The organism is Sphingomonas sp. (assembly GCF_017304615.1).
Lineage (GTDB): Bacteria > Pseudomonadota > Alphaproteobacteria > Sphingomonadales > Sphingomonadaceae > Sphingomonas.
The window spans coordinates 100310-126769 of the sequence record NZ_JAFKLZ010000002.1 but is presented as its reverse complement, the minus strand read 5'-3'; the positions used below and the strand labels follow the sequence as shown (position 1 = coordinate 126769).

Sequence of the window (26460 nt, the reverse complement as noted above, 5' to 3'; positions counted from 1 at the left end):
ACCGCCCGTGACTGCCCCACCCCAACCCCTCCCCTGAAGGGGAGGGGCTATACAAAGCTTGCATTGTTGGATTAAGTATGTTCTCTATTTGTTCTAACGGAGAAGATCGATGAGCGACCTGATTCTTTACACCAATCCGATGTCGCGCGGGCGGATCGCGCGCTGGGCGCTGGAGGAAGTCGGCGCGCGCTACGAAGTGCGCGTGATGAACTATGCCGACACGATGAAGGGCGACGACTATCTCGCGATCAATCCGATGGGGAAGGTCCCGGCGATCGCGCACAACGGGAAGGTGATCACCGAATGCGCCGCGATCTGCGCGTATCTGGGCGATGCGTTTCCCGATGCGGGCCTCGCGCCCGCACTCGCCGACCGCGCCGATTACTATCGCTGGCTGTTCTTCGCCGCGGGACCGGTCGAAGCGGCGGTGACCAACAACACGGCCGGATTCGTGCCCTCGGCCGACCAGCGCCGGACGTTCGGTTACGGCAGCTATGACCAGGCGATCGACGTGCTCGAACAGGCGGTATCGGCGCGCGATTACGTCGCGGGGGACGCCTTCACGATGGCCGACGTCTATGTCGGCAGCCAGGTGATCTGGGGCACGCAATTCGGCTCGATCCCCAAACGCGACGCCTTCGCCGCCTATGCCGAACGGCTGACGTCGCGCGATGCCTGCAAGCGGGCGAGCGAGCTGGACGATGCGCTGATGGAGACCAACCAGCTCGCCTGATAGGGCATGAAGGAGGGGGAATGGGGTTTTACAAGAACGATGCGACGCTGAAGGCTGCGAGCCTGACGCCCAAAAGACCGATCAAGGCGTTATCACCCCCCGTCACACCCCTGGGCAATCTCGCGAAATCCTACAACGCGATCGGTGGGCTGGTCGATCGCCTCGGCGCGGTGACGGGGATCGAAACCCTCGCCGCGCTCGCGGTCTGGATGGTCGAAAGCGGCGGGCGGCCGTTCACGCAGGGCAAGCCGGTGATGCGGTTCGAGAACCACGTGTTCTGGGATCGCTGGGGCGTCGACAATCCCAAGACCTTCGACGCGCATTTCGTGTTTGGCGGGCATGGCGCGGACGGCAGGCGCTGGGAAGGGCACAAGTGGCGCGCGAAGGCGGGCGATCCGTGGGCGAGCTTTCACGGCGACCAGGCGAAGGAATATGACGTCTATCACTTCGCGCGGACACTGTCGGGGGTCGAACCGGCGGCGCAAAGCGCGAGCTGGGGCGGGACGCAAGTGATGGGGTTCAACTGCGGCCTGATCGGCTACGCGTCTGCGTTCGACATGGTCAACGCCTTCGCGCGCGATCTGCGCTGGCAAGTGCTGGGGTTCTTCGATTTCTGCCGCTCGGCGGGGTTGGTCGACAAGATCAAGACACACGAATGGGTCAGGTTCGGCGACGGCTATAACGGCGCGGGCGGGGGCGCGGTCTACGGCCCCAAGCTCAAGGCAATCCACGACCTCAAGAAGCAGTTCGACGCCTTGCCGCGTTCGTGATCGGCATGTCGCGATGGTGTGAAGTTAGTGTCAACTTTGGTCCGTTGCGGCGGTCCGCGCGTGCGCGACATCGGGAGCTTTCAGCCGATATTCAGCCTGGTGGCGGTTATTGGACGACAGGGAGAACCGCGATGAAGCTCGTCCTGATCTGCGCAACCTTGTTCGTCGTGCCGTTATCGGCGGCAAACGCCTCGTTTCGTCCGCAACCGTCGCGGCTACCCGCGCCGTCGTCGAGCGCCCCGAGCGAGATCGGGCGCGGGGGGTGGGATACGCGGACGCAGGACAAATGGGACCGTGGGTTGCGCCATTGCCTCAACGACCGGCGTTAGAGCCGCGGCGAGCGGCGGCGGTGCGCCGACATGGGCATGCCCATCCGGCGTTAGCGCGTCGGCAACTCGGCCATCACCGCGTCGCGTTCGGCCGGCGTCAGGCGCGACCAGTGCGCGATCTCGGTGATCGACCGGCGGCATCCCTCGCACAACCGGTCCTTGCCGATCGTGCAGATGTTGACGCACGGGCTCTCGATCGTCTGCGCCGGCACGATGCTGATGAAATCGGGCAACGACATGAAGCGATTTAGTCGGTGGTGAGCCTTGCGCTCAAGAAACCGGGCATCGGACCGTTCCAGCCGCCGTCGTCGGGAGCGTCGTCGTAATCGTCCTGACGGGCGACGGTACGCTCCGCGCGTGACGGACGTGAGTCGCGCGGGGGGCGCTCGGCTCGCGGTGCGCTCGGCTCGCGCGGCGCCTTGGTCGCCGGCACTTCCTTCGCGGTCGGCGCGGGCGCGGACTTGGCCGGCGCTTCGGCCTTCTTTGCCGCCGGCTTGCGACCGCGCGGCGCGCGCTGGGCGGGCGCCTCGTCGGCCGCGCCTTCGTAACGCTCGATCTTGAGCCCGGTCAGCTTCTCGATGTTCGCGATATTCTCGGCGTCATCCGCCGTGGCCAGCGTGAACGCGACCCCGGTCGCCCCCGCGCGGCCGGTGCGACCGATACGGTGGACGTAATCATCGGGATGCCACGGCGCGTCGAAGTTGAAGACGTGGCTGACGCCCTTGATGTCGAGTCCGCGCGCCGCGACGTCACTGGCGACCAGGATGTTGACGTCGCCGGCCTTGAACCGGTCGAGTTCGGCGATGCGCGACGACTGGTCCATGTCGCCATGGATTTCGGAGCTGCGGAAACCCGCGCGCTGCAACGCCTTGTTGAGCTCGCGCACCGTCGTCTTGCGGTTGGAGAAAACGATCGCGGTCTTGACGTCCTCGGCGCGGAGCAACTCGGTCAGCTTGTCGCGCTTCTTCGACGACGACACCGGCACCAGCCATTGCTTGATGTTGGTGTTGGCGGTGGCGGGGCGCGCGACTTCGATCGTCTTGGGATTCGACAGGAACTTGTCGGCCAGCTTCTTGATCGGCGGTGGCATCGTCGCGGAAAACAGCAACGTCTGGCGGTTCGCGGGCAGCTTGGTGCAGATCGTCTCGATATCGGGGATGAACCCCATGTCGAGCATGCGGTCGGCTTCGTCGATCACCAGCAGGTTGCATTGCGTCAGCAGGATCTTGCCGCGCTCGAACAGGTCCATCAGCCGGCCGGGCGTCGCGATCAGCACGTCGACGCCCTTTTCCAGCGCCTTGACCTGATCGCCCATCTGCACGCCGCCAATGAGGAGCGCCATCGAGAGCTTGTGATACTTGCCGTATTTCTCGAAATTCTCGGCCACCTGCGCGGCGAGTTCACGCGTCGGCTCGAGAATGAGCGAGCGGGGCATGCGCGCGCGACTGCGGCCGTGACCGAGGATATCGATCATCGGCAGCACGAACGCGGCGGTCTTGCCGGTGCCGGTCTGCGCGATGCCGATGATGTCGCGCATCATCAGCACGCTGGGAATGGTCGCGGCCTGAATCGGAGTCGGCTCCGTATAGCCCGACTCCCCCACCGCGCGGAGCAATTCATCCGATAGGCCGAGGTCGGCAAAAGGCATTCAATAATCCGGAAAGAAAAAGCGTGGCGGCACGCCACACTCGTCTTGGCGCGCTTGCCGATCAGGCGCGCAAAGTCAAGGTTTGCGCTGCTTTTCCATCTTCGCGATCAGCTTCTTGAACTTGCCGATCGAGCAGGAATCGCCCGCCCGCGTGCGGATCGTGTCGCGATTGGCGCAAACCTGGCCGTCCGACGCGGTCTTCAGATAGAAGCCGCCATAGTAACCGAGCGCGGCGCAATCATTGTCGAGCTGGGCGCGCACGCGGGAGCCGCCCTTCAGTACCAGGTCGACGCTGTCGGCGCCGTTGACGATCGCACCGGCCAGCTGATTCGCCGTCACGCATTTGGGGCCGTTCTTTTCGATCCAGCGAATGGGTGCGGGCGCGCGCATCGCGGCGGCGTTAGTCGATTCGACCCGCACGACGATCCGCCCGGTGATCGATGTCTGTCCCTCAGGCTCACCCAAAGCGGGCGATAGCGGGCTGCTGGCCGCGACGGCGAACATCATTAGGAGGGGTAGCGACGGATGCATGAAGTGCGCTGTGGTAGTCCCAAAGGTTGAACGTCGAATGAATTGGCCGCACGCGTTCGCCATGCTAGCCGCTTGCGGCCATGAACGCCGCCCAGTCCGCGCTGATCCACGCCATCCGTGCCCGGCTGGGCGATAAAGCGGTCATTACCGACCCGAACGACATCGCCCCGTGGCTGACCGACTGGCGCGGGCGATACCATGGCCAAGCGCTCGCGATTATCGCGCCCGACAGCACCGACGGCGTACAGTTCGCAGTTGGCCGCGCCTCCGAGCTCGGCGTGGCGTTGGTGCCGCAGGGCGGGAACACGTCGATGGTGGGCGGCGCGACGCCGCCTGCTGATGGATCGGCGTTGATCCTGTCGCTGCGGCGGATGAACCGGATCCGGTCAATCGACCCTGATGCCCGGCTGGCGGTTGCGGAGGCCGGCGTGATCCTCGCCAACCTGCACGACGCGACGGACGCGCAGGGCATGCGATTTCCACTGACGCTCGGCGCGCGGGGCAGCGCCACGGTCGGCGGGCTGGTCTCGACCAATGCCGGGGGCACGCAAGTACTGCGGTTCGGCACGATGCGGTCGCTGGTCGCGGGCGTCGAGGCGGTATTGCCTGACGGATCGCGGCACGATGGGCTGGCAGCGTTGAAGAAGGACAATCGCGGCTACGATCTCGATCACTTGCTGGTGGGGGCGGAGGGCACGCTGGGCGTGGTCACTGCCGCCACCTTACGGCTGGTGCCCGCGGTGGTTGATCGCGCGACTGGGTGGCTCGGGGTTGCGTCGCCACACGAGGCGCTTCGGCTGCTACGTGCGATGGAGTTGCGGTCGGGTGCCGCAGTGGAGAGTTTCGAACTCGTCCCCAAGCTGGCGCTTGATCTGGTGCTCAAGCACATCCCCGGCACCCGCCCACCGCTTGAAGGGCCGCACCCCTGGCTGGTGCTGGTCGATTATGTCGCGGCAACGCCCAATTCTGCGAAGACCGCGCTCGAATCGTTGATGCAGGAGGCGTTGACTGCCGGCCTCGCGCAGGATGCGGTGGTCGCCGCCAACGAAGCGCAGGCCGAAGCGTTCTGGCGGTTGCGCGATTCGATCTCAGAGGCCGAACGCGCCGAAGGACCGACCATGGCGCACGACATTTCGGTGCCGGTCGATGCCATGCCCAGTTTCATGGAAAGCGCCTCGGTCCAAGTCGAGGCGGCGTTCCCCGGCGTGCATTGCAGCGCGTTCGGCCATCTCGGCGACGGCAATGTCCACTTTCACGTCAACGCGCCCGCCGGGGCCGATGGACCGCGCTGGCGCGCCGAAGTCGGCGAGGCGGCGAGCGACATGGTCTATGACCTGGTCGTAGCGGCGGGAGGATCGATCTCCGCCGAACACGGGATCGGCCAGATGAAACGCGACGAACTCGAACGGCTGTCGTCCCCGGCGCGCATGGCGGCGTTGCGCGCGATCAAACGTGCGTTCGATCCGCATGATCTGATGAACCCAGGCAAGCTGGTCACACTTGCGCCTGATCCGTCCACGCCCTAGGGCGCTGCCCCATTGGCGGCGGTCGCCGCGTTCACGGATTTCGATGGAGTCACGGTAATGGCCAGCGCGCCGCAATCGCTTCCCCTGTTCTACAACACGCTCGAACCGCTTTCGAGCGAAGCGCATGCCAAGTTCAAGATGCGCCCGACCGAAGGCGCCGACTTCCTGATCGGTCAGCACGCGATTCCCGTGACGGTCGATGAATTCGCGCTGGTCCAGCGCCAGATGCCGATCATCTTCACCCAGGGCGACGACGCCGTGCCGCTGGCGTTGATGGGGCTGAATGAGGGTGTCAACGTCTTCATCGACGAAAAAGGGCTGCTGCGCGATCCTTACACCTATGTCCCGGCCTATATCCGCCGCTATCCCTTCCTGCTTGCCCGGCTGACACCGGAAGCCGAGGAATTGACGCTCTGCTTCGACCCGACGTCGAAGTCGATCGGTGACTTCGAAGAGGGGGATGCGCTGTTCGATAATGGCCAGGCGACGCCTCTTGTTCAGAATATCCTGGAGTTCAACCAGAATTTCGAGGAAGCCGGTGCACGCACCGCCGCGTTCATGAATGAGATCAAAGAACTCGATTTGTTGATGGACGGCGAAGTGTCGATCCAGCCGGACGGCGCCGAAAAGCCGTTCATCTATTCCGGGTTCCGCATGATCAGCGAGGAAAAGCTGACGGCACTGCGCGGCGATCAGCTCCGCAAGATCGTCCAGTCGGGCCTGCTGCCGTTGATCTACGCTCACCTGTTCTCGCTATCGTTGATGCGCGAGATTTTCACGCGCCAGGTCCAGCTCGACCTGATGCCGGCGCCGCAACTGGCGCCGACGGCCTGACGCCGCGTCGTTTCAGGGGTTGCGTGCAAGTATTCGTATGCAGCCCCTTGAAACCAAAAGAGCACTTTCTTAGTTATTGGGTGCGCGGCCCCGTGTTCCCCCCTTTCGCGGCGCCGCGTGGCGTATCTTCGGATACGCCTCCTCCCTGAACCTTGGCCGCCTCGGGCATTTGCCCGGGGCGGTTTTTTATCTGCGTCATTCCGCCGCGAGCGCGTATTCGCCGCAGAGCAGTTCGTCGGTCGCGGCATCGATGATCCGGCGCAGCAGCGCGGCCGTGGCAGCCATTCCCTCGCCCGGCTGGTCGAATCCGGCGTCGAGATAGAGGCTGCGGTCGATTTCGATCTGGATCGCATGGACGCCATGCGCGGGGCGTCCGTGACGGCTGAGGATGTGGCCGCCGGAATAGGGTATGTTGAGCGCGGCGGTCGTTCCCGCCGCGGCGATCTCCGCTTCGATACGATGCACCAGTCGCGATCCCGCGCTGTGCCCGAACCGATCGCCCAGCACGACGCGCGCCGACGCCGGTCCGGGCAGGGGTGGCATCGAATGTAGGTCGATCAGCAGCGCAGCGCCGAACCGGTCGCGCGCGCCGGACAATGCGTCGGCGATTGCGGCGTGGTAGGGGCGGTGATCCTCGGCGATGCGCTGACGCACTTCGTCGTCGGCCAGGCGGCGGCTCCACAGCATCACGCCCGGCGCGGCGCGGCGGGGGATCAGCCCGAGTCCACTCCTGAGCTTCGTCGCCGCAGCACCCGCCGGGATCGGCCGCGCGCCGTCGTCGATCAACGGGTCGCGCTCGTCCTCGGCCCGATTTAGATCGATCCAGGCGCGCGCGCGCCGCTGGATGAACAGCGTTTCGTCGTCACACGCGACAAGCGCCAGGGTGTCGGCATGGCGATCCTCCAGCGCGAGCATCGATGCGACTGGCACCGCCGCCGCGGCGCGCAAGGGAAGCGGATAATCGCGCCCTGCATGCGGCACCGAAACCACCACCGGACTCTCCGGCGATAACGGCCCGATACGGTCGAACGATGGCGCGCTCATACGTTTATCTTATGCGTCGCACTGGGACGGGGCAATCCGGCGTGAATGCTGGAATTTCTTAAGCCCTTTGGGCATAAAAAGCGGATTGATATCGATGGGGCGGCAATGATCAGGATTCTCTTGGCCGAAGACGATTCGGTGATGCGCGAATATCTGACGCGCGCGCTCGAACGCTCGGGTTACGCTGTGACCGCGGTCGATCGCGGCACCGCCGCGCTGCCCTTGATCGAGGCGGAACATTTCGACCTGTTGCTGACCGACATCGTGATGCCCGAAATGGACGGGATCGAGCTGGCGCAGAAAGTTGCCGACATCGCGCCGACGACGCGCGTCATGTTCATCACCGGTTTCGCCGCGGTGACGCTGCGTGCGGGCCAGGCGATGCCGCAGGCGCGTGTCCTGTCCAAGCCATTCCATCTGCGCGACCTGGTGATGGAGGTCGATCGTCTATTCGAATCGGAAACCGCGAGCGGGGGGTTGTAGAGACCCGCACCCTTCGCTAGAGGCGCTCCCCTCGTGGGCGTATAGCTCAGTGGTAGAGCACTGTGTTGACATCGCAGGGGTCGCAAGTTCAAACCTTGCTACGCCCACCATTAAAAGCCCGCTCGGTCTGCGACCCGGCGGGCTTTTTTGTGGCCGTTGCAAAGCTGGGCCAGCCGGCCGAGAGTGACGGCGATGCATCGCTATCATGTATTCGAGACAGCGCATGGGTTCGCTGTGATCGCCTGGAGCGGGCGCGGGGTCACGGCGTTTCGTTTGCCGGCAAGCACGTCAGCTGAGGCGGAGCGGGCGCTGCTGCGTCGCATTCCCGATGCGGTGCGCGCCGATACGCCCGCCGATATTGCAGCGATAGTTGCAGCGGCGCAGTGCTACTTCGCGGGCGAGAAGGTCGATTTTGGCGGCGTCCCAATCGATCTCGGCCAGCAATCGCCCTTCTTCGCGCGTGTCTATGAGGTGGTCCGCGCACTCGGCTGGGGCGAGAGCACGACCTATGGCGCGGTGGCGAAACAGCTGGGGGCCGGGCCAGAATATGCTCGCGACGTGGGGCAGGCGATGGCGAGCAACCCCATCCCGCTTATCATCCCGTGCCACCGCGTATTGGCGGCGGGCGGCAAGGTCGGTGGCTTCTCCGCACCGGGGGGATCGGCGTCCAAGGCGCGGATGCTGGCGCTGGAGGGGATCGAGGCCGCCGCCTCAGGGACGCCCCAGCGGTCTTCACAGCAATCGTTCGGTTTCTGAGCGCATCTTGCCGCGCCGCAGCGAAGCGCCTACACGCCGCGCCGTGACGGGTCCGCCGCGAGGCGGAGCAAAAGGGAAGTCCGGTGAGAAGACCGGCGCTGCCCCCGCAACTGTGACCGGATAGCGGTCGCCTCGACATACCACTGGCGCAAGCTGGGAAGGTGAGGCGGACGCGACGACCCGGGAGCCAGGAGACCTGCCCGCCACGGTCGATCCTTCGCGCGGACGGGGTGTGCCGGGCGGACGAGGCTATGCCCTCGCGTGAACGACATGAACCGGACCGGCTGGCCGGGTGTCGTGTTGGCATCCCGGCGACCTGTCCCTTGAAGGGGTCATGTCCTATGTTGAAATACTGTCTTTTGTCGTCGTCCGCGTTTGCCGCGATCTTTTCGGCCGCACCGGTTTTCGCGCAGAATCTGCCATCGAGCGACGATCAGGAAATCACCGCCGCCGATCCGATGCTGCGAAACGACATCGTCGTTTCGGCCACGGGTGTGGCAGAAGTGCCGGACAAGATCGGTCAGGCCGTCACGGTGATCGACCGCAAGACAATCGAACAGCGCCAGACCGTCGCGATCAGCGATCTGCTGGCGACCACGCCTGGCGTCACGGTGACGCGCAACGGCGGACTCGGCACGCTGACCACCGTCCGCATCCGTGGCGCGGAGGGCGAGCAGACGCTGACGCTGATCGACGGTGTCCGGGTCAACGATCCGTCCTCGCCGGGCGGCGGGTTCGACTTCGCCAACCTGCTGTCGGGATCGGTCGAGCGGGTCGAGGTGCTGCGCGGCCCGAATTCGGTGCCGTGGGGCAGCCAGGCGATCGGCGGCGTCGTCAACGTCGTTACCGCCGCGCTGACCGAGGGGTTCAAGACGCGGGCCAATGCCGAATATGGCAGCTTCGACAGCGTGTTCGCCAATGTCGGCGTTTCGGGCAAGGCGGGGCGCTTCTCCGGCTCGGTCAACGCGGGTTATCTGCGCACCGACGGCATTTCGGCGGCTGCGGCCGGGACCGAGCCCGACGGCTATCGCCAATATGGCGGCACCGCGCGCATTGGCGTGGACATTACGGACGCGATCAGTCTGGATCTGCGCGGTTATTATGCGAACAGCCGCGTCGACATTGACGGGTTCGGGTTCACGCCACCCTACCTGCCGGTCGACGACGCGGAATATGCCAAGACGTCGGAGGTCTACGGCTATGCGGGGCTCAACGTCCGGCTGGGACAATTCAGGAACCGGATCGCCTTCACCATCGCCGACATTAACCGCGACAATTACGATCCCGCTTTTGGCTCGGCGCCATCCTTCTTCGCGCGTGGCCGGTCGGAGCGGTACGAGTATCAGGGCGATTGGCAGGCATCGGATGCCATCCGCCTGGTCGCCGGGGCGCAGCGCGAAAATACCCGCTTCAACGACGGCAGCGTGTTCAAGTCCCGCGGCACGACCAGCGTCTATGGCGAGGCGATCCTGACCCCCTTCGATCGGCTGACGCTGACCGGCGGCGTTCGGTACGACGACGATTCGGCGTTCGGTGGCCACACCACGTTCGGCGCGAATGCGGTCTATGCGCTGCCCACCGGCACGACCCTGCGCGGCAGCTATGCCGAAGGGTTCAAGGCGCCGACCCTATACCAACTCTTTGGCCCGTTCGGATTGGGCAACCCCAACCTCCAGCCGGAGACCGCGCGCAGTTACGATGTCGGGATCGAACAGAGTCTGGTCGGCAAGGCGATCACGATCAGCGCGACCTGGTTCCACCGCGATACGCGCAACCAGATCGACTATAACGCCGCCACCTTCACCTACGGCAACATCGCCCGCACGCGGGGACAGGGCCTGGAGGTTGGACTCAACATGCGCCCAAGCGACCGGTTGACGGTGAGCGGATCGTACAGCTTCATCGATTCGGTCAACCGCTCGCCGGGCGCCAATTTCGGCAAGCAACTGGCGCGCCGCCCGCGCCAGTCGGTTAGCGCATCGGTCGACTGGACGACGCCGTTCAAGCTCGCGGTCGGCGCGACCGTGCTGGCGGTCGGCGACAGTTTCGACGATGCTGGCAACTTCAATCGGCTCGACGGCTATGTGATGACCGACGTCCGGGCCGAATTGCCGATCGGCAAGCGGTTCGCGATCTACGGTCGTGTCGATAACCTGTTCGACGAGAAATATACCGTGGTGCGCGGTTATGGCACGCCGGGCCGCGCGGCCTATGGCGGCGTCCGGGTGAAGTTCTATTGAGGCGATTGTTCGCCTTGATCGTGCTGGCGCTGGCGGGTTGCGATACGCAGCCCGCCGCGCCGTTCGTTTCCGGCGGCGGCATTGTGTCGACCAATCCCTGCGCCGACCAATTGCTGCTCGCACTGGCGCCGCCGGGGCGGATCGCCGCGATCAGCCATTATTCGCAGGAGGCCGCCGCGACTTCCATCCCGCTCGACGTGGCGCGGCGGTTTCGGGGAACTGCGAGTACAGCGGAGGAAGTCGTTGCGCTCAAGCCCGACTTGATTCTCGCCTCCAGCTTTACGCCGGCGAGCACGCTTCGCGCCTATGAAAGACTCGGCTTGAAGGTGCTGACGCTCGATTCGCCGACGACGATCGCCGCCAGCCGCGACCAGATCCGCATAGTCGCAGCGGCGCTCGGCACACGCGCGGCCGGCGAGGCGTTGATCGCACGAATCGACGCGGCGGTCGCGTTGGCGGCCCCACGCGATACCGCGCGGCCGTCCGCACTCCTGTTCATCGCCGACAATTTCGCGAATGGCGGGCCAACGCTGCTGACCGAGATGCTGACCCGTGCCGGTTTCTCGACCCCGCCCGCCGCCATGTCGCGGTCGGTGCCGATCGAGGCGCTGATGCGGGAGCCGCCCGCCGTCATCATGACGCCCGATCCCGATGGCCGCGCCGCGACACTGCGCCGCCGCGTGCTGGCGCGCGCGGGGTTGCGCGTGGTCGAAGCGACGTTCCCCCGGTCGCTGGTCAATTGCGGCGGTCCGACGATCGTCCCGGCGATGCAACGGCTCGCGGCGATCCGTAGTGGGATGGCGCGATGAGCCGCACGGTTCGCCTGTTGCTGCTCGCGGCGCTCACGCTGACGATGGTCGCGCTGTCGCTCGCGGCGGGGAAGCAATGGCTGCCGTGGGACGCATGGACGGGCCACGATCCGCGTTGGGCGATCGTCATAGAACTGCGCGTGCCGCGCGCGGTGCTAGGCGGGATGCTGGGGGCGGCGCTCGGCCTGTCGGGGGCGGTGTTGCAGGGCTATCTGCGTAACCCACTGGCCGATCCGACGGTGATCGGCGTGTCGTCGTGCGCGGCGCTCGGCTCGGTGGCGGCAATCGTGTTCGGCGTGGGCGGCGTTGCCGGCGGGCTCGGTCAGTTCGGCTGGGCGATGGCCGGGGCGGCCGGGGCGATGGCGCTCCTCGGGCTGCTGACCGCGCGCGCGGAAAGCCCGGTGATGTTCGTGCTGGCAGGGACCGTGCTGGCGAGCCTGGCGGGGGCGCTGACCGCGTTCCTGATCTCGATTGCGCCCAATCCCTATGCGGTGGCGGAAGCGATCGACTGGCTGATGGGTGCGCTGACCGATCGCGGGATCGGCGACGTGACGCTCGCCGCGCCGTTCATCATCGGCGGCATCCTGTTGCTGTTGACCACGGGCCGCGCGCTCGATGCGCTAGCGCTGGGCGAGGACGCCGCGAGGTCGCTCGGCGCGAACCTGGCGCAGTTGCGCTGGACGGTCGTGCTGGGCGCGGGCCTCGCGGTTGGCGCGGGCGTGGCGGTGACCGGCGTGGTCGGGTTTGTCGGGCTGGTCGTGCCGCATGTGTTGCGCCCGGTGTTCGGCGCGCGTCCGTCGGCACTGCTGTTGCCGAGCGCGCTAGGTGGTGCTGCGCTTACGCTCGCCGCCGACAGCCTGTGCCGCCTGGCGCCTGGCGCCGGCGAGGTGCGGCTGGGCGTCGTGATGGCGCTAATCGGCGCGCCGTTCTTTCTTGCCTTGTTGTTTCGAGAGGGGGGACGGGAATGGCGCTGAGCCTCATCGATGTGACGCTCGATCTTGGGCGGCGGCGTGTGCTCGATGCCGTGTCGGCGAGCATCGCGCCGGGCCGTGTCACCGTGATCCTCGGCCCCAACGGCGCGGGCAAGACGAGCCTGCTGCGCGTCGCCGCCGGACTTGTGACTCCAGACACGGGCTCGGTCGCGATCGATGGCCGGCCGATAGCCGATATGCCGCGCGGCGATCGGGCGCGAACGGTCGGCTACCTCCCGCAGGCGGGCGATGTTGCGTGGAACATGGTCGCGCGGGACGTGGTCGCGCTCGGCCGCCTGCCGTTTCGCGACGCCGATGACGGACCAGCGATCGCCGCGGCGCTGGCGGCGACGGATACCGAAGCACTGGCCGATCGCCGCATCGGCGAATTGTCGGGCGGCGAGCGCGCCCGCGTTCTGCTCGCGCGCGTGCTGGCGGGGGAGCCGCAATGGCTGCTTGCCGACGAACCGCTCGCCAGCCTTGACCCCGCGCACCAGTTCGACCTGCTCGACCGGCTGCGCGCCGTGGCGCGGCAGGGAGCGGGGGTGGCGGTCGTGCTCCACGACCTCGCGCAAGCGGCGCGGGTCGCCGACGATGCGATCCTGATGGCGGGCGGCCGGATCGTCGCGGCGGGCTCGGCGCGCGACGTACTCACCCCCGACCGGCTCGGCGCGCTGTTTGGGGTGCGCCTCGTTACGGTGCCGGGTCATCCGATCTGCATACCAGTAGATCGGCTAGGGGCCTGACAGCGGAACTCCGCTGTGCCAAAGCAATTTAATTACAAGAATTGAGTCGGTCCGGAGACGGGCCGTGGGAGAGCATCATGCGCGTCATCGACCATCACATCGCAGGGCATGCGAGCGGCGCCGGCGGCGCACGCACCGGCGACGTATTCGATCCTAATACCGGGCAGGTCCAGGCGTCGGTTACGCTTGGAACGCCGACCGATCTCGACCGCGCGGTGGCGGCGGCGCAGACCGCGCAGCCCGGCTGGGCGGCGACCAACCCGCAGCGCCGCGCGCGCGTCATGTTCAACTTCAAGGCGCTGGTCGAAGCGAACATGGACGAGCTGGCGCAGCTGCTTTCGTCGGAACACGGCAAGGTGATCGCCGATTCGAGGGGCGACATCCAACGCGGGCTGGAGGTTGTCGAATTCGCCTGCGGCATCCCGCATGTGCTGAAGGGCGAATATACGCAGGGCGCAGGTCCCGGCATCGACGTCTATTCGATGCGCCAGCCGCTGGGCATCGGCGCGGGCATCACGCCGTTCAACTTCCCGGCGATGATCCCGCTGTGGATGGGTGCGGTCGCGACCGCGTGCGGCAACGCCTTCATCCTCAAGCCCAGCGAGCGCGACCCGTCGGTGCCGGTGCGCCTGGCCGAACTCATGCGCGAAGCGGGCATGCCGGAGGGCATCTTCCAGGTCGTCCATGGCGACAAGGAAATGGTCGATGCGATCCTCGACCACCCGGCGATCGCGGCGGTCAGCTTCGTCGGGTCGAGCGACATCGCGCACTATGTCTATAATCGCGGCGTCGCCGCCGGAAAGCGCGTCCAGGCGATGGGCGGGGCGAAGAACCACGGCATCGTCATGCCCGACGCCGACCTCGATCAGGTCGTCGCGGACCTGTCGGGCGCGGCGTTCGGTTCGGCGGGCGAGCGCTGCATGGCGCTGCCGGTGGTGGTGCCGGTGGGCGAGAAGACCGCCGATGCGCTTCGCGAGAAACTGATCCCGGCGATCGACGCGCTACGCGTGGGCGTCTCGACCGATGCCGAGGCGCATTATGGGCCGGTAGTCAACGCAGCGCACAAGCAGCGGGTCGAAAACTGGATCCAGACTGGGGTCGACGAAGGTGCGGAGCTGGTCGTGGATGGCCGCGGGTTCAAGCTGCAGGGGCATGAGGAAGGCTTCTTCATCGGCCCGTCGCTGTTCGACCGCGTCACCACCGACATGCAGTCGTACAAGGAGGAAATCTTCGGTCCAGTCCTCCAGATCGTCCGCGCGAAGGATTTCGAGGAAGCGCTGCGCCTGCCGACCGAGCACCAGTACGGCAACGGCGTCGCGATCTTCACGCGCAACGGCCACGCCGCGCGCGAATTCGCCGCGCGCGTCAATGTCGGCATGGTCGGGATCAACGTGCCGATCCCCGTGCCGGTCGCCTATCACACGTTCGGCGGCTGGAAGCGCAGCGCGTTCGGCGACACCAACCAGCACGGCATGGAAGGCGTCAAGTTCTGGACCAAGGTCAAGACGATTACCCAGCGCTGGCCCGATGGATCGCCGGACGGCGGCAACGCGTTCGTCATCCCGACGATGGGGTGATGCGCGTGTTTTGTCGTCGGACCGCGCCCGCGCTATGGGATAGGGCGATGGACACCTTACGATGATCCTCGCGATCGCACTTGCGTTCGCGCTGCCCGCGCCCACCAAGCTGGTCGAGGGTGGTCTATGCACCGGGCTTGCCTGGGTCGCCGTGCCGACGGACGCGACCGCGACCGTCAGCGAAGGGCCCGATTTCACCGTCTATTACGTCGATCGCGGCACTACGGCGCTGTTCGGCGTTTATGTTGGCGGGTATCCGATGGTTTCGGCGGATACGGGAAAGACATTGGTCGAGATCGACGGGCTCGCTGTTCGACCGAGCCACAGGGGCGCGACCTTCCAAGGCTATGTCGTCGGCAACGCGGATTATCTGAAGAACCACTTCTTCGGGGCGGCGTTCAAGGACGATGCCGGGGATGCTGCGTTTTTTCGCCGCGCCTTGTTCGGCAAGGCGGCGGCCGCCAGGTGCAACCCATCGTCGGGAGCAAGCAAATGAAACGAACCATCCTCCTATGCGCCGCAACGCTCGTGGCCGCCGGGTGCCATAAGGAAGCCCCGCCGCCGGCCGGCAACGAGGCGACCGCGAACATAACGGCGCTCGACGAAGCCAATTTGTCGGGCGACGCCAATATCACCGACGTGCCCGCCGACGACGGCGACGCGCCGGCCGAAGTCGAGACCAATGCCCGATGACCAACCAGTTCGACCTGACCGACGACCAGCGCGAGATCCAGGACCTCGCGCGCAAGTTCACCGCCGACCGGATCACCCCGTTCGCGGCGGAGTGGGACGAAAAGAGCCACTATCCGGTCGATGTGTGGAAGGCGGTCGGCGAGCTCGGGTTCGGCGCGATCTACGTGTCGGAGGAATCGGGCGGGATCGGGCTGGGGCGGCTGGAAGCGGCGCTGATCATGGAGGCGATGGCGTACGGCTGTCCCGCGACATCCGCGTATATCTCGATCCACAACATGGCGACGTGGATGATCGACCGCTTCGGCGGGCAAGCGATCAAGGACCGATTCCTGCCGTCGCTGGTCAGCATGGACAAGATCGCGAGCTATTGCCTGACGGAGCCGGGCTCTGGATCGGACGCCGCGGCGCTAAAGACGACCGCGCGGCTCGACGGCGATCATTATGTGCTCAACGGCACCAAGCAGTTCATCTCGGGCGCGGGCTATAACGACATCTACGTCTGCATGGTGCGCACGTCGGAGGAGAAGTCGAAGGGCATTTCCTGCCTCGTGATCGAAAAGGATACGCCGGGCCTGTCATTCGGCGCGCCTGAAAGGAAACTCGGCTGGAATGCCAGCCCGACCGCGCAAGTGATCTTCGAGGATTGCCGCGTCCCGGTCGAGAACCGTGTCGGTGCGGAGGGTGACGGGTTCCGTTTCGCGATGGCCGGGCTCGACGGCGGGCGCTTGAATATCGGCGCATGTTCGCTCGGCGGGGCGCAGCGCTGCCTGGACGAAGCGGTCAACTACACCAAGGAACGCCAGCAGTTCGGCCAGCCGGTCGCCGATTTCCAGAACACCCAGTTCATGCTCGCCGACATGGCGACCGACCTGGAGGCGGCGCGCGCCTTGCTCTATATGGCGGCGGCGAAGGTGACGGCGAACGCGCCCGACAAATCGCGCTTCTCTGCGATGGCGAAGCGGCTGGCGACCGATAACGGATCTTCGATCGTGGACCGCGCTTTGCAACTCCATGGCGGCTACGGGTATCTGCGCGATTATCCGATCGAGCGTTTCTGGCGCGACTTGCGGGTCCATTCGATCCTGGAAGGCACCAACCAAGTGATGCGGATGATCGTCGGTAGGGACCTGACCCGCCAGTGACCGACGTCCTGACGTTCGTCGAGGGACGGGTCGGCCGGATCCGCCTCAATCGGCCCCAGGCGATCCACGCGCTCAACACGGCGATGTGCGCCGCTGTGCTCGATGCGTTGGTGGCGTGGCGCGACGACCCGGCGGTCGAGGCGGTGATGATCGATCATGCCGAAGGCCGGGGTTTCTGCGCGGGCGGCGACATCCGCATGCTGGCGGAAAGCGGGGCGAAGGACGGCGTCGCGGCGCGGCAATTCTTCTTCACCGAATATCGCATGAACCACGCGCTGTTCACCTATGCCAAGCCGATCGTGGCGTTCATGGATGGGATCACGATGGGTGGCGGCGTCGGGATCAGCCAGCCCGCGCGGTATCGCGTCGCGACGGAGAATACGCGGCTGGCGATGCCGGAAACCGGGATCGGCCTGTTCCCCGATGTCGGTGGCGGCTGGTATCTGTCGCGGCTGCCGGGGCGGATGGGGCAGTATCTCGCGCTGACCGGGCATCGGCTCGACGGGGCGGAGTGCCTCAACCTCGGGCTTGCGAGCGACTATTTGACCAGCGATACGCTTGACGCGGCCAAGGCGGGGATCATAGCCACGCCGACCGAGATTGACGACATCCTGACCGACCTGGCCGCGCCGGTTCCCGAGGCGAAGATCGTCGCGAGGCAGATGGCGATCGACGAACTGTTCGCGTCCGACCGGCTCGAGGACATTTACGACGCGCTGAACGCGGGCGATGCCTGGGCGCACGAAACGCTCAAGATACTCAAGACCAAGTCGCCGCAGACGATGAAAGTCTCGCTTCGCCTGCTCGCGGAAGGCGTCGGGATGCGCGACTTCGCCGCAGAGATGACGCAGGAATATGCGGTCGGCGCGCGCGTCGTGGTGCGTCATGATTTTCTGGAGGGGGTGCGCGCCGTCATTGTCGACAAGGACAATGCACCGGTCTGGAACCCGGCCACGCCGGAGGGCGTCACCGACGACCTGATCAACGCGATCTTCACTCCCCTTCCCCCCGAACAGGCATGGACCCCGGCATGAACTACGAAACGATTCTGGTCGAACAGCGCGCGGGCGGCGTCACCCTCATCACGCTCAACCGGCCGCAGGCGCTCAACGCGCTCAACAATCAGGTGCTCGGCGAACTCGTTGCGGCGTGCCAGGCGTTCGACGCCGACCCGTCGCAGGGCTGTGCCGTGCTCACCGGCAGCGAGAAGGCATTCGCGGCCGGGGCTGACATCAAGGAGATGCAGCCGCAATCGTTTGGCGACATGTACGGCAGCAACTATTTCGCCGGGTGGGAGGCGTTCACGCGGACGCGGAAACCCGTGATCGCCGCGGTCGCCGGCTTCGCGCTCGGCGGCGGGTGCGAACTGGCGATGATGTGCGACTTCATCCTCGCCGCCGACACAGCGAAGTTCGGCCAGCCCGAGATCAAGCTCGGCGTGGCGCCGGGCATGGGCGGGTCGCAACGCCTGACGCGCGCCGTAGGAAAATCGAAGGCGATGGAGATGTGCCTGACCGGCCGCTTCATGGATGCGGAGGAAGCGGAGCGTGCAGGCCTCGTGTCACGCATCATCCCCGCCGCCGACCTGGTCGAGGAGGCGTTGAAGGTCGCGACGCAGATCGCCGGCATGGCCCCGCTCGCGGTCAAGGCGAACAAGGAAATGGTCAACGCCGCGTTCGAGACGATGCTCGGCCAGGGCGTCCAGTTCGAACGCCGGCTATTCCATGGCCTGTTCGGGACAGAGGACCAAAAGGAAGGCATGACCGCGTTCGTCGAGAAGCGTCAGGGGACGTGGAAGGGTAAATAACATGGGAATGGGCATGATTGTCGTCGGCTGCACGCTGCTGGGCAGTCTGATCGGGATGCTCATTGCGCTCAGCGGGCGTAGACGGATTTTCGTCGGATTTGCGATCGGCCTCGTTACTGTATTGGTCATTGCCCAGTTGGGCTTTCAGCCAGTTGAGTTTGGTGATCCGTTCTTTGCGGGGTCACAGGTCCGCCTAGCCGCCATTGCCAGTTTACCTGTCCTGATTTCTGCGGTTTTTGGATTTTTGCTTCGTAAGCGATTTGAGAGAGTAAGTTGATGGCGCGCGTCGCATTCATCGGGCTGGGCAATATGGGCGGCGGGATGGCCGCGAACCTGGCAAAGAAGGGCCATGACGTCCGCGCGTTCGATCTGTCGGCGGAGGCGCTGGACAAGGCGAAGGCGGCGGGGTGCCTACCTGTCACTAGCGCCACGGAGGCGTGCGACGGGGCTGAGGCGGTGGTGACGATGCTGCCCGCCGGCAAGCATGTCGAGGGCGTCTATGCCGACAGCGTGTTCGGCGCGGCGCCGGTATCGGCGATCCTGATGGATTGCTCGACGATCGACGTCGCGACCGCCAAGCGCGTCGGCGAAGCGGCGCTCGCCAAGGGCCTGACGATGGTCGACGCACCGGTCTCCGGCGGGATCGCCGCGGCCAATGCCGGCACGTTGACTTTCATGGTCGGCGGCAGCGCGGAAGGCTTCGAGCGCGCCGAGCCGTTCCTGTCCGCGATGGGCAAGGCGGTGATCCATGCCGGCGCGAGTGGGGCGGGGCAAGCGGCCAAGATCTGCAACAACATGGTGCTGGGCGCGGAGATGATCGCGACGTGCGAGGCGTTCGTGCTCGCCGACAAGCTCGGCCTCGATCCGCAGAAATTCTTCGAGATCGCCAGCGTCTCGTCCGGACAGAGCTGGTCGCTGACGAGCTACGCGCCGTGGCCGGGTGTCGGGCCGGAAACCCCCGCCGACCGCGATTATCAAGGCGGCTTCGCGACCGCGCTGATGCTCAAGGATTTGCGGCTGGCGATGGAGGCGGCCTCATCAGTCAACGCCGATACCCCGATGGGCGCGAAGGCGGCGGAACTGTACCAAGCGTTCAATGACGCCGGGAACGGCGGGCTCGATTTCTCCGCGATCATCCGCGCGCTGGGCAAAGAGGGATGAGTGTCGCCTTCCGCCGCGAGTCGGACGAGGAGCATAAGGAACCGCGCTTCGAACTGCCGATCCCGCCGGGGCCGAACCTCGTTACCGAAGGCGGCCCCGCGCTGATCGACGCGCGCATCGCCTCACTCGAGGCCGAATCGGCCACCGCCGAGGAGCCGCGCCGCGAGGAGATCGCCCGGAGCTTGCGCTACTGGCACACGCGCCGCGTCACTGCGATCGTCGCGCCGCCGCCACCCACCGACGAAATCGCGTTCGGCAGCCGCGTGCGCATCCGGATGGACGGAGCCACGCGCGACATCCGAATCGTCGGCGATGATGAGGCTGATCCAGCCACCGGCCTGATCGCTTTTTCCGCTCCGCTCGCGCGCGCATTGATCGGCGCGGAGGAGGGTGAAACCGTTTCGCTGCCCGGCCGTGACGAGGCGATCGAGGTGGTCGCGATCATCGCATAGCTTGCCGCGGCTGCGCTTCGCGCTAATCCTTCACTGAAATGGGGGAGTGACGCATGGCGACGATGGCACCGGAAGAGTTGCGGCCCGATCCGAGTCCTGCCGACGTGCGGCTGGTGATCGCGGCATCGTCGCTCGGTACGCCGTTCGAGTGGTACGACTTCTTCATCTACGGAACGCTGGCCGTCATCATCGGCAAGACCTTCGTGCCTTCGGACAACGAGACCGTGCGCATGGTGCTGGTCTGGGCGGGATTCGCGGTCGGGTTCGGGTTCCGGCCGTTCGGCGCGGCGCTGTTCGGGTTCCTTGGCGACCGGCTCGGGCGCAAATATACTTTCCTCGTCACGATCACGCTGATGGGCATCGCGACCGCGGGCGTTGGCCTGATCCCTCCCGCCACGCAGATTGGCCTATGGGCACCGGGCATCATCATCTTCCTGCGCGTGCTGCAGGGCCTGGCGCTGGGCGGGGAGTACGGCGGAGCGGCGATCTATGTCGCGGAGCATTCGCCGCCGGGGAAAAGCGGGTTCTACACCAGCTTCATCCAGGCGTGCGTCGCGGGCGGTTTCATCCTCAGCCTCGCGGTGGTGCTGCTCACCAAGCTGGTGGTCAGTGACGTGACCTGGGCGGCCTGGGCCTGGCGTTTCCCGTTCCTGTTCTCGCTGGTCTTGCTCGCGGTGTCGCTGTGGATGCGGCTCAAACTCTCCGAAAGTCCTATTTTCCAGGCGATGAAGGAAGCGGGCGAGACCGCGAAGAACCCGTTCGTCGAAAGCCTGACCTATCCGGGCAACCTCAAGCGGTTGTTCGTCGCGTTGTTCGGGGTCGCGGCGGGGCTGACCGTGATCTGGTACACGGCGTTGTTCTCGACATTGTCGTTCCTGACCACGACGATGCGGGTCGAGGAAACCACCGCGCAATTGATCGTCGGGTTTGGCGGATTTTGCGGGCTGTTCTGGTTCATCCTGTTCGGCCGCATTTCCGACCGTGTGGGGCGAAAGGGGCCGATCGTGATCGGCTATGCGCTGACCTTGGTCATGCTGTTCCCGATTTTCTGGGTGATCGGCGGGTCGGCCAATCCGGCACTCGTCCATGCCAACAAGCGCGCGCCGGTGATCGTCAGCGGGCCGAACTGCGACTACAGCCTGACCAACATGATCCTGTCGAAGAAACAGGAGAATGAATGCGCGGTCCTGCTCGATTATTTCTCCAAGAAGGGCGTCGCCTATACCAAGGGGACCACGCCCGCTGTGGTCGTGCTGATCGGGGGCGAAGCGGTGCCCGACACCAGCCCCGCTGGACTCGATGCCGCGCTCACGGCGGCGGGCTATAACCTCGACAAGGTGCGGCCGACGGCGTGGGGTGTGGTCGCGATCCTGATCGCGATGCTGGTGATGAGCGCGCTGGCGGGCGCGACCTACGGTCCGGTCGCCGCGTTGCTGACGGAAATGTTCCCCCCGCGCATCCGGTACAGCTCGATGTCGGTGCCCTATCACATCGGGACGGGTTATTTCGGTGGGTTCCTGCCGCTGATCAGCCAGTTGATCGTCGCCAAGACCGGCGATCCCTATGCCGGTCTGTGGTACACGTGGTTCGTTGTGCTGATGGCGCTGATCGTGGCGTTGTGGGGGCTGAGCTGGAAGACGACGAAGCCGTACGCCTAGCCTTGGCGGGCCGGCACCGCTAGGCACCGCGCGATGAACGCCCCCCTCCGCTTGCGCCGCGACGCCGACGCTCTGGTCGCCAACTGGCGCGCACTGGCGCGGATGAGCGGTCGCGCGGCTTGCGGTGCGGCGATCAAGGCGGACGGCTACGGTCTCGGCGCGGCATGGGCAGCGGCGGCGCTGGCGGCGGCGGGGTGCCGGGATTTCTTCGTCGCGACCTGGACGGAGGCGGTGGCGCTGGCGCCGCTCGGTCTGCCCGGACTGGCCGTGCTCCATGGCGTTCGCGACGAGGATCTGGACGTCGCGCTGTCGGGTGCCGCCACGCCGGTACTCAACACCGCGATGCAGGTCGCCCGCTGGAAGGCCGCTGGCGGCGGGGCCTGCCATGTGATGCTCGACACGGGGATGAATCGGCTTGGGCTCGGTGAGGGCGATCTCGCGTCCGGGGTGCTCGATGGCCTGACGATCGACGTGCTGATGAGCCACCTCGCCTCGGCCGACGAGGATTCGCCCAAGAACAGCGATCAGCGCGGGCGGTTCGTCGCGATGGCCGAGGGTGTCGCCGCGAGCCGGCTCAGCCTCGCCAATTCCGCCGGCATCGCGCTCGGCGCGGACTACCCCTTCGACCTGACCCGGCCGGGCCTGGCGCTATACGGCGGCACGCCCCGGCCCGAACTGGCGGGCATCATCGCGCAGGTCGCGTTCCCGCAAGCGCAAGTGCTGCAGCGCCGCCACGTGCCGGCGGGGGAAACGGTGGGGTACAATGCCACCTGGACCGCACCCGCCGATACCGATGTCGCGATCCTGAATATCGGCTATGCGGACGGCTATTGGCGCGGCTTTTCGGGGCGCGGCCAGGCGTTTCACGATGGCGAGGCATTGCCCGTTGTCGGCCGCGTATCGATGGATCTCACGGCGATCGACGTGACGGGTCGCGCCATCGCGGAGGGAGACTGGCTCGACATCGACTACGACCTGCCACGCGCCGCCGCAGCGTCGGGCATGTCGCAATACGAACTGCTGACCGGCCTCGGCGGCCGGTTCGATCGGACCTAGCTCAGTCGCGCTCGATGCACATGGCGATGCCCATGCCGCCGCCGATGCAGAGAGTCGCCAGGCCCTTCTTCGCGTCGCGCTTCGCCATTTCGTAGATCAAGGTGGTCAGGATGCGCGCGCCGCTAGCGCCGATGGGGTGGCCAATCGCGATCGCGCCGCCATTGACGTTGACCTTGTCGGGATCGAGTCCGAGGTTGCGCCCGACCGCCAGCGCCTGAGCCGCGAAAGCCTCATTGGCCTCGATCAGGTCGAGGTCGGCGACAGTCCAGCCGGCCTTTTCCAGTGCCTTCTTCGACGCCGGGACCGGGCCGAGACCCATGACGGCGGGATCGACGCCCGCCGACGCCCAGCTCGCGATCCGCGCAAGGACCGGACTGCCGCGCCGTTCGGCTTCGTCGCGAGTCATCACGACCAGCGCCGCCGCGCCGTCATTGAGCCCGCTGGCATTGCCCGCGGTCACGCTGCCGTCCTTCTTGAAGGCGGGACGCAATCCGGTCGCCGCCTCGATCGTCGCACCGGCGCGGATGTACTCGTCCTGATCGACGACGGTGTCGCCCTTGCGGCCTTTTACCGTCACGGCGGCGATCTCATCGACGAAGCGGCCCGCAGCGCGCGCCTTTTCGGCCAGGTTCTGCGAGCGCGTCGCGAACGTATCCTGATCCTCGCGCGACACTTGGCATTGTTCGGCGACATTCTCCGCAGTTATGCCCATGTGATAACCGTTGAAGGCGTCCCACAAGCCGTCCTTGATCATCGTGTCGATGAATTCGAGCGACCCCATTTTCTGCCCGCCGCGCAGGTTCTGGGCGTGCGGGCTGAGCGACATGCTTTCCTGCCCGCCGGCGACCACGATGGTGGCGTCGCCGTTCGCCACGGCCTGCGCCGCCAGCGCGACCGCGCGGAGACCCGAACCGCACACCTGGTTGACGCCCCAGGCGGGAACTTCCTTCGGCACGCCGGCCGCCATCGACGCCTGGCGCGCGGGATTCTGGCCTTGGGCGGCGGTCAGCACCTGGCCAAGAATGACTTCCGAAACGTCCTCACCCGATACACCCGCCTGCGCCAGTGCGGCCTCGATCGCGACGCGTCCGAGTTCGTGCGCGGGGGTCGCGGCGAACGCGCCCATGAAGCTGCCCACCGGGGTGCGCTTGGCGGCGGTGATGACGATGTCGGACATGGGGCGACTCCTGATACGATTTCGCGGCGCTCATAGCGCGCCGCCGCATGGATCGCCAGCGCACCGCACAATCGTGTTTTTCCTGCACCAATGCTGCGATTATTTTGCGCAGCACGAAGCCCTTGTGTTGCAGTGCATCACGCGACCGCGTAGCGTCACGCAAACGTTTTTGGGACAAGGGCGCCATCATGACCAAGAAAGCCACCGGCGACGGTCCGGTGATCATCAAGAAATATGCGAACCGGCGGCTCTATAATACCGAGAGTTCATCGTACATCACGCTCGATCACCTTGCCGCGATGACTCGCGAGGGGCGCGACTTCAAGGTGCTCGACGCCAAGACCGACGAAGACATCACGCACAACGTGCTAACCCAGATCATCATGGAGGAGGAGCAGCGCGGCCAAACCATGCTGCCGGTCAATTTCCTCCGCCAATTGATCGCCATGTACGGCGATTCGATGCAAGCGATGGTGCCGGGCTATCTGGAGGCGTCGATGGACAGCTTCCGCCGCAACCAGGAACAGTTCAAGTCTGCGGTCGAGGGCGCCTTCGCCAACTCGCCCTTCGCGGAGATCGCCAAGCGCAACATGCAGATGTTCGAGGCGGCCACCCAGGCGTTCAAGCCCGGCGCGAAGCCCGCCGAGCCCGCTGCGGGCCAGGGTGAGGACGTCGCGTCGCTGAAGGCCGAACTCGCGCGGTTGCAGGAAAAGATCGAGAAGCTCGGCCACTGAGGCCATGGACCTGACGGGCAAGCAGATCGCCGAGGTGGCGGTCGGGATTGCGCTCGGCGTCGCATTGCTCGCGGCGATTGCCGACTGGCGGCACCGCCGGCGCGACGACCTCGACCGCGTGGCATGGTTCGACTGGCGATCGGTTCAGGTCTTCGCGCTGATCGCCGCGATCGTCGCGTTCAGCTTTGCGATGAATCTCTAAGCCATCAGCGTTCTACGGCGAAGGCCGGAGTGTTGGTAGCGTCACGCTTCGATCGCCTACGCTCCGGCCTTCGCCGGAGCACGGGGTGCTAATAAAACCGCGCCAGCGTCAGCGCCCTGGTCGACCCGCCACAAAGCCGCAAGCGCACCACGCGCCCCGGGTTCCCGGCCGGCCACATCGCTATGGGATCGGAGCGATAGCCGGCCGAGACGGAAATGCCGTCGATACCGCAAATCTCTTCGCCAGGCTGCCAGCCGCCAGCGGCCGCCGGGCTGCCGCGCATGACGTGCAGCACGCGCAGGCGGTCCTGTTCGGTACGGACCAACAGCCCGCTGGTCGAGCGCAAGGGCGCACGATCGGTGTCGGCATTTGCGGCCAGCACCATCCGTCCGGCTAGCGGATCGAGCAGTACGCGAAAGCGCTGGAGGAAGCCCGCGCCGATTCGCCCCGACGCGCCCATCCGCGCGGAGAAGCCGCCGTTCGCCTCGATCGTGGTTTCGGCCTGGCGGAGCGTCGCGTCGCCCACGGCGATTTCGGGCAGCACGGTGAAGTCGGACTGGACCGGACCGGCGACGCTGTAGGATACGGTGGTCGTCGTGGGGGTGCGCCGCGCACCGATCGCTGCCCAAGCCTCCGCCGAGACCGCGAGTGTCGCGCCGTCGCCAGTATCGACGATCATCGGGCGCAGCCGCGCGCCGTCGATCCGCGTCTCGCTGATATAGAGGCCGGTACGCTCGGCGATCGACAGCGGCGCGCTTTGCCCGGCGAACGGCAACCGTCCGCTGGGCAACAGGCGGAAGCGGCGCTGCGCGAAGTCGATGTCCAGCGCGTAGTGCCGCAACAGGTCTCCGCCGATCACCGCGTCGATCGCGTCGCTGCCGCCGGTCGCGCTGTCGGGCAAATCGAGCACGCCGAGCCACCCGCCGGTCTTTGTCAGTCCTCCGATCGTGAGCGTCCGGCCATCGACCGCGCCCATCGCGACCGCCCCGCCGATAGCGGTCGCGGTACCACGGGGGGCGATGCTCAAGCGTGCGGCGTTTGCCCAGCGGCGCGAGATCACGGTCTGGTTGAACCCGGTATCGAGCAACGCGTTCGCCGCGCGACCGTCGATCGTCATGCGGAAACGGATCTGGTTGCCGGGAGTTAGGTCGAACGGCACCCACTGTGCCTCGGCATCGGGCGCCAGGACGCTGTGGTCTGCCATCGGCGCGGGCAGCCCGGGCGTCATCGCCGCTGCCAACGGGGCGGGCAACAGGATCGCAAGCGGGAGCAGCCAGCGGTGCATCGCACAGGCTTACGCGGCCTGCGCAAAAGTAAAAACGCCGTTAACCCTGATTGATCGTTAACGCATCGCGCCGCGGCAAAGCGTCGATTCCGTTAA

Annotated in this window: 30 protein-coding genes, 1 tRNA gene and 1 riboswitch; of the genes, 25 read left to right on the top strand and 6 right to left on the bottom strand. The window is 66.1% G+C overall.

All coding sequences use genetic code 11. The features are described from left to right. Positions 1-109: 109 nt before the first annotated feature. From J0J06_RS08820 to J0J06_RS08810, 3 genes are all read left to right on the top strand, one after another. Positions 110-733 (top strand): glutathione S-transferase family protein, encoded by a 624-nt coding sequence (locus J0J06_RS08820; protein ID WP_294041142.1) that lies wholly within the window; start codon positions 110-112, stop codon positions 731-733. Positions 734-753: 20 nt separating this feature from the next. Continuing rightward, positions 754-1503, top strand: coding sequence for an N-acetylmuramidase domain-containing protein (locus J0J06_RS08815; RefSeq protein ID WP_294041141.1), 750 nt, complete (start codon positions 754-756; stop codon positions 1501-1503). A 131-nt stretch (positions 1504-1634) separates the two neighbouring features. After that, complete coding sequence (locus J0J06_RS08810; RefSeq protein ID WP_294041140.1) at positions 1635-1832, top strand: hypothetical protein; 198 nt, start codon at positions 1635-1637, stop codon at positions 1830-1832. Between the two features lie 50 nt (positions 1833-1882). Here J0J06_RS08810 and J0J06_RS08805 read toward each other — a convergent pair whose 3' ends face one another. The 3 genes from J0J06_RS08805 to J0J06_RS08795 form a co-directional block, all read right to left on the bottom strand. Next, positions 1883-2071 (bottom strand): DUF1289 domain-containing protein, encoded by a 189-nt coding sequence (locus J0J06_RS08805; protein WP_294041139.1) that lies wholly within the window; start codon positions 2069-2071, stop codon positions 1883-1885. An 8-nt stretch (positions 2072-2079) separates the two neighbouring features. Then, positions 2080-3480 carry a DEAD/DEAH box helicase gene (locus tag J0J06_RS08800; RefSeq protein WP_294041138.1) on the bottom strand — a complete coding sequence of 467 codons (1401 nt, stop codon included), beginning with the start codon at positions 3478-3480 and terminating at the stop codon, positions 2080-2082. Between the two features lie 75 nt (positions 3481-3555). Next, on the bottom strand, positions 3556-3987 hold the full coding sequence (locus tag J0J06_RS08795) for a hypothetical protein (protein WP_294041137.1): 432 nt from the start codon (positions 3985-3987) through the stop codon (positions 3556-3558). Between the two features lie 104 nt (positions 3988-4091). Here J0J06_RS08795 and J0J06_RS08790 point away from each other — a divergent pair, with 104 nt between their 5' ends. Continuing rightward, positions 4092-5537, top strand: coding sequence for an FAD-binding oxidoreductase (locus J0J06_RS08790; RefSeq protein ID WP_294041136.1), 1446 nt, complete (start codon positions 4092-4094; stop codon positions 5535-5537). A 57-nt stretch (positions 5538-5594) separates the two neighbouring features. Beyond that, positions 5595-6371, top strand: coding sequence for a SapC family protein (locus J0J06_RS08785; RefSeq protein WP_294041135.1), 777 nt, complete (start codon positions 5595-5597; stop codon positions 6369-6371). A 195-nt stretch (positions 6372-6566) separates the two neighbouring features. On the opposite strand, the gene J0J06_RS08780 is transcribed toward J0J06_RS08785, so the two are convergent. After that, complete coding sequence (locus tag J0J06_RS08780) at positions 6567-7415, bottom strand: N-formylglutamate amidohydrolase (protein WP_294041134.1); 849 nt, start codon at positions 7413-7415, stop codon at positions 6567-6569. Between the two features lie 105 nt (positions 7416-7520). Between J0J06_RS08780 and cpdR the strand changes: the two genes are divergently transcribed. The 18 genes from cpdR to J0J06_RS08690 all read left to right on the top strand — a co-directional run bounded on the left by cpdR (position 7521) and on the right by J0J06_RS08690 (position 22966). Next, on the top strand, positions 7521-7898 hold the full coding sequence (gene cpdR / locus J0J06_RS08775; protein WP_294041133.1) for a cell cycle two-component system response regulator CpdR: 378 nt from the start codon (positions 7521-7523) through the stop codon (positions 7896-7898). Positions 7899-7933: 35 nt separating this feature from the next. Next, positions 7934-8008, top strand: a tRNA-Val gene (locus tag J0J06_RS08770). Positions 8009-8090: 82 nt separating this feature from the next. After that, positions 8091-8654, top strand: coding sequence for a methylated-DNA--[protein]-cysteine S-methyltransferase (locus J0J06_RS08765; protein ID WP_294041132.1), 564 nt, complete (start codon positions 8091-8093; stop codon positions 8652-8654). 31 nt (positions 8655-8685) lie between these two features. Next, positions 8686-8873, top strand: a riboswitch (cobalamin riboswitch). Positions 8874-8995: 122 nt separating this feature from the next. Beyond that, entirely contained in the window at positions 8996-10894 is a 1899-nt protein-coding gene (locus J0J06_RS08760; protein WP_294041131.1) for a TonB-dependent siderophore receptor, read from the top strand. A 5-nt stretch (positions 10895-10899) separates the two neighbouring features. Next, a complete protein-coding gene (locus tag J0J06_RS08755) occupies positions 10900-11703 on the top strand; it encodes an ABC transporter substrate-binding protein (protein WP_294041130.1) in 804 nt (267 codons plus the stop codon). After that, positions 11700-12677, top strand: coding sequence for an iron ABC transporter permease (locus J0J06_RS08750; protein ID WP_294041129.1), 978 nt, complete (start codon positions 11700-11702; stop codon positions 12675-12677). The genes J0J06_RS08755 and J0J06_RS08750 overlap by 4 nt, the downstream gene beginning before the upstream one ends. Then, positions 12668-13420, top strand: coding sequence for an ABC transporter ATP-binding protein (locus J0J06_RS08745; RefSeq protein ID WP_294041128.1), 753 nt, complete (start codon positions 12668-12670; stop codon positions 13418-13420). Before J0J06_RS08750 ends, J0J06_RS08745 begins: the two co-directional genes overlap by 10 nt. Positions 13421-13497: 77 nt before the next feature. Continuing rightward, a complete protein-coding gene (locus tag J0J06_RS08740; protein ID WP_294041127.1) occupies positions 13498-14997 on the top strand; it encodes a CoA-acylating methylmalonate-semialdehyde dehydrogenase in 1500 nt (499 codons plus the stop codon). 61 nt (positions 14998-15058) lie between these two features. Beyond that, positions 15059-15493: a hypothetical protein gene (locus J0J06_RS08735; RefSeq protein ID WP_294041126.1), complete on the top strand. Its 435-nt coding sequence runs from the start codon at positions 15059-15061 to the stop codon at positions 15491-15493. Further along, positions 15490-15690: a hypothetical protein gene (locus J0J06_RS08730; protein ID WP_294041125.1), complete on the top strand. Its 201-nt coding sequence runs from the start codon at positions 15490-15492 to the stop codon at positions 15688-15690. The genes J0J06_RS08735 and J0J06_RS08730 overlap by 4 nt, the downstream gene beginning before the upstream one ends. After that, complete coding sequence (locus J0J06_RS08725; protein ID WP_294041124.1) at positions 15687-16832, top strand: acyl-CoA dehydrogenase family protein; 1146 nt, start codon at positions 15687-15689, stop codon at positions 16830-16832. The genes J0J06_RS08730 and J0J06_RS08725 overlap by 4 nt, the downstream gene beginning before the upstream one ends. After that, positions 16829-17866 carry an enoyl-CoA hydratase/isomerase family protein gene (locus J0J06_RS08720; RefSeq protein WP_294041123.1) on the top strand — a complete coding sequence of 346 codons (1038 nt, stop codon included), beginning with the start codon at positions 16829-16831 and terminating at the stop codon, positions 17864-17866. Before J0J06_RS08725 ends, J0J06_RS08720 begins: the two co-directional genes overlap by 4 nt. Continuing rightward, on the top strand, positions 17863-18639 hold the full coding sequence (locus J0J06_RS08715; protein WP_294041122.1) for an enoyl-CoA hydratase: 777 nt from the start codon (positions 17863-17865) through the stop codon (positions 18637-18639). Before J0J06_RS08720 ends, J0J06_RS08715 begins: the two co-directional genes overlap by 4 nt. Positions 18640-18646: 7 nt before the next feature. After that, complete coding sequence (locus J0J06_RS08710; RefSeq protein ID WP_294041121.1) at positions 18647-18916, top strand: hypothetical protein; 270 nt, start codon at positions 18647-18649, stop codon at positions 18914-18916. Then, the gene (gene mmsB, locus J0J06_RS08705; RefSeq protein ID WP_294041120.1) at positions 18916-19800 is read left to right on the top strand and encodes a 3-hydroxyisobutyrate dehydrogenase; all 885 of its coding nucleotides are present in this window, start codon (positions 18916-18918) and stop codon (positions 19798-19800) included. Before J0J06_RS08710 ends, mmsB begins: the two co-directional genes overlap by 1 nt. Further along, positions 19797-20252 carry a GreA/GreB family elongation factor gene (locus J0J06_RS08700; protein WP_294041118.1) on the top strand — a complete coding sequence of 152 codons (456 nt, stop codon included), beginning with the start codon at positions 19797-19799 and terminating at the stop codon, positions 20250-20252. Before mmsB ends, J0J06_RS08700 begins: the two co-directional genes overlap by 4 nt. A gap of 53 nt (positions 20253-20305) precedes the next feature. After that, on the top strand, positions 20306-21910 hold the full coding sequence (locus tag J0J06_RS08695; protein ID WP_294041117.1) for an MFS transporter: 1605 nt from the start codon (positions 20306-20308) through the stop codon (positions 21908-21910). Positions 21911-21943: 33 nt separating this feature from the next. Continuing rightward, complete coding sequence (locus J0J06_RS08690; protein WP_294041115.1) at positions 21944-22966, top strand: alanine racemase; 1023 nt, start codon at positions 21944-21946, stop codon at positions 22964-22966. A gap of 1 nt (position 22967) precedes the next feature. On the opposite strand, the gene J0J06_RS08685 is transcribed toward J0J06_RS08690, so the two are convergent. Next, positions 22968-24143 carry an acetyl-CoA C-acetyltransferase gene (locus J0J06_RS08685; protein WP_294041113.1) on the bottom strand — a complete coding sequence of 392 codons (1176 nt, stop codon included), beginning with the start codon at positions 24141-24143 and terminating at the stop codon, positions 22968-22970. Positions 24144-24331: 188 nt separating this feature from the next. Here J0J06_RS08685 and phaR point away from each other — a divergent pair, with 188 nt between their 5' ends. Then, complete coding sequence (gene phaR / locus J0J06_RS08680) at positions 24332-24877, top strand: polyhydroxyalkanoate synthesis repressor PhaR (protein ID WP_294041111.1); 546 nt, start codon at positions 24332-24334, stop codon at positions 24875-24877. A 4-nt stretch (positions 24878-24881) separates the two neighbouring features. Then, the gene (locus tag J0J06_RS08675; RefSeq protein WP_294041110.1) at positions 24882-25079 is read left to right on the top strand and encodes a hypothetical protein; all 198 of its coding nucleotides are present in this window, start codon (positions 24882-24884) and stop codon (positions 25077-25079) included. An 88-nt stretch (positions 25080-25167) separates the two neighbouring features. Here the strand turns inward: J0J06_RS08675 and J0J06_RS08670 are convergent, their stop codons facing one another. Next, positions 25168-26364: an aspartyl protease family protein gene (locus J0J06_RS08670; RefSeq protein WP_294041108.1), complete on the bottom strand. Its 1197-nt coding sequence runs from the start codon at positions 26362-26364 to the stop codon at positions 25168-25170. Between the last annotated feature and the right edge of the window lie 96 nt (positions 26365-26460).

Coding starts and splice junctions, on each gene's coding strand:
- J0J06_RS08760 (WP_294041131.1), top strand. CDS start 8,996: ATGTTGAAATACTGTCTTTTGTCGTCGTCCGCGTTTGCCGCGATCTTT.
- J0J06_RS08745 (WP_294041128.1), top strand. CDS start 12,668: ATGGCGCTGAGCCTCATCGATGTGACGCTCGATCTTGGGCGGCGGCGT.
- J0J06_RS08675 (WP_294041110.1), top strand. CDS start 24,882: ATGGACCTGACGGGCAAGCAGATCGCCGAGGTGGCGGTCGGGATTGCG.
- J0J06_RS08715 (WP_294041122.1), top strand. CDS start 17,863: ATGAACTACGAAACGATTCTGGTCGAACAGCGCGCGGGCGGCGTCACC.
- J0J06_RS08710 (WP_294041121.1), top strand. CDS start 18,647: ATGGGCATGATTGTCGTCGGCTGCACGCTGCTGGGCAGTCTGATCGGG.
- cpdR (WP_294041133.1), top strand. CDS start 7,521: ATGATCAGGATTCTCTTGGCCGAAGACGATTCGGTGATGCGCGAATAT.
- J0J06_RS08700 (WP_294041118.1), top strand. CDS start 19,797: ATGAGTGTCGCCTTCCGCCGCGAGTCGGACGAGGAGCATAAGGAACCG.
- J0J06_RS08725 (WP_294041124.1), top strand. CDS start 15,687: ATGACCAACCAGTTCGACCTGACCGACGACCAGCGCGAGATCCAGGAC.
- phaR (WP_294041111.1), top strand. CDS start 24,332: ATGACCAAGAAAGCCACCGGCGACGGTCCGGTGATCATCAAGAAATAT.
- J0J06_RS08695 (WP_294041117.1), top strand. CDS start 20,306: ATGGCGACGATGGCACCGGAAGAGTTGCGGCCCGATCCGAGTCCTGCC.
- J0J06_RS08685 (WP_294041113.1), bottom strand. CDS start 24,143: ATGTCCGACATCGTCATCACCGCCGCCAAGCGCACCCCGGTGGGCAGC.
- J0J06_RS08750 (WP_294041129.1), top strand. CDS start 11,700: ATGAGCCGCACGGTTCGCCTGTTGCTGCTCGCGGCGCTCACGCTGACG.
- J0J06_RS08785 (WP_294041135.1), top strand. CDS start 5,595: ATGGCCAGCGCGCCGCAATCGCTTCCCCTGTTCTACAACACGCTCGAA.
- J0J06_RS08820 (WP_294041142.1), top strand. CDS start 110: ATGAGCGACCTGATTCTTTACACCAATCCGATGTCGCGCGGGCGGATC.
- J0J06_RS08790 (WP_294041136.1), top strand. CDS start 4,092: ATGAACGCCGCCCAGTCCGCGCTGATCCACGCCATCCGTGCCCGGCTG.
- J0J06_RS08740 (WP_294041127.1), top strand. CDS start 13,498: ATGCGCGTCATCGACCATCACATCGCAGGGCATGCGAGCGGCGCCGGC.
- J0J06_RS08780 (WP_294041134.1), bottom strand. CDS start 7,415: ATGAGCGCGCCATCGTTCGACCGTATCGGGCCGTTATCGCCGGAGAGT.
- J0J06_RS08810 (WP_294041140.1), top strand. CDS start 1,635: ATGAAGCTCGTCCTGATCTGCGCAACCTTGTTCGTCGTGCCGTTATCG.
- J0J06_RS08815 (WP_294041141.1), top strand. CDS start 754: ATGGGGTTTTACAAGAACGATGCGACGCTGAAGGCTGCGAGCCTGACG.
- J0J06_RS08690 (WP_294041115.1), top strand. CDS start 21,944: ATGAACGCCCCCCTCCGCTTGCGCCGCGACGCCGACGCTCTGGTCGCC.
- J0J06_RS08730 (WP_294041125.1), top strand. CDS start 15,490: ATGAAACGAACCATCCTCCTATGCGCCGCAACGCTCGTGGCCGCCGGG.
- J0J06_RS08765 (WP_294041132.1), top strand. CDS start 8,091: ATGCATCGCTATCATGTATTCGAGACAGCGCATGGGTTCGCTGTGATC.
- J0J06_RS08795 (WP_294041137.1), bottom strand. CDS start 3,987: ATGATGTTCGCCGTCGCGGCCAGCAGCCCGCTATCGCCCGCTTTGGGT.
- mmsB (WP_294041120.1), top strand. CDS start 18,916: ATGGCGCGCGTCGCATTCATCGGGCTGGGCAATATGGGCGGCGGGATG.
- J0J06_RS08805 (WP_294041139.1), bottom strand. CDS start 2,071: ATGTCGTTGCCCGATTTCATCAGCATCGTGCCGGCGCAGACGATCGAG.
- J0J06_RS08670 (WP_294041108.1), bottom strand. CDS start 26,364: ATGCACCGCTGGCTGCTCCCGCTTGCGATCCTGTTGCCCGCCCCGTTG.
- J0J06_RS08735 (WP_294041126.1), top strand. CDS start 15,059: ATGATCCTCGCGATCGCACTTGCGTTCGCGCTGCCCGCGCCCACCAAG.
- J0J06_RS08800 (WP_294041138.1), bottom strand. CDS start 3,480: ATGCCTTTTGCCGACCTCGGCCTATCGGATGAATTGCTCCGCGCGGTG.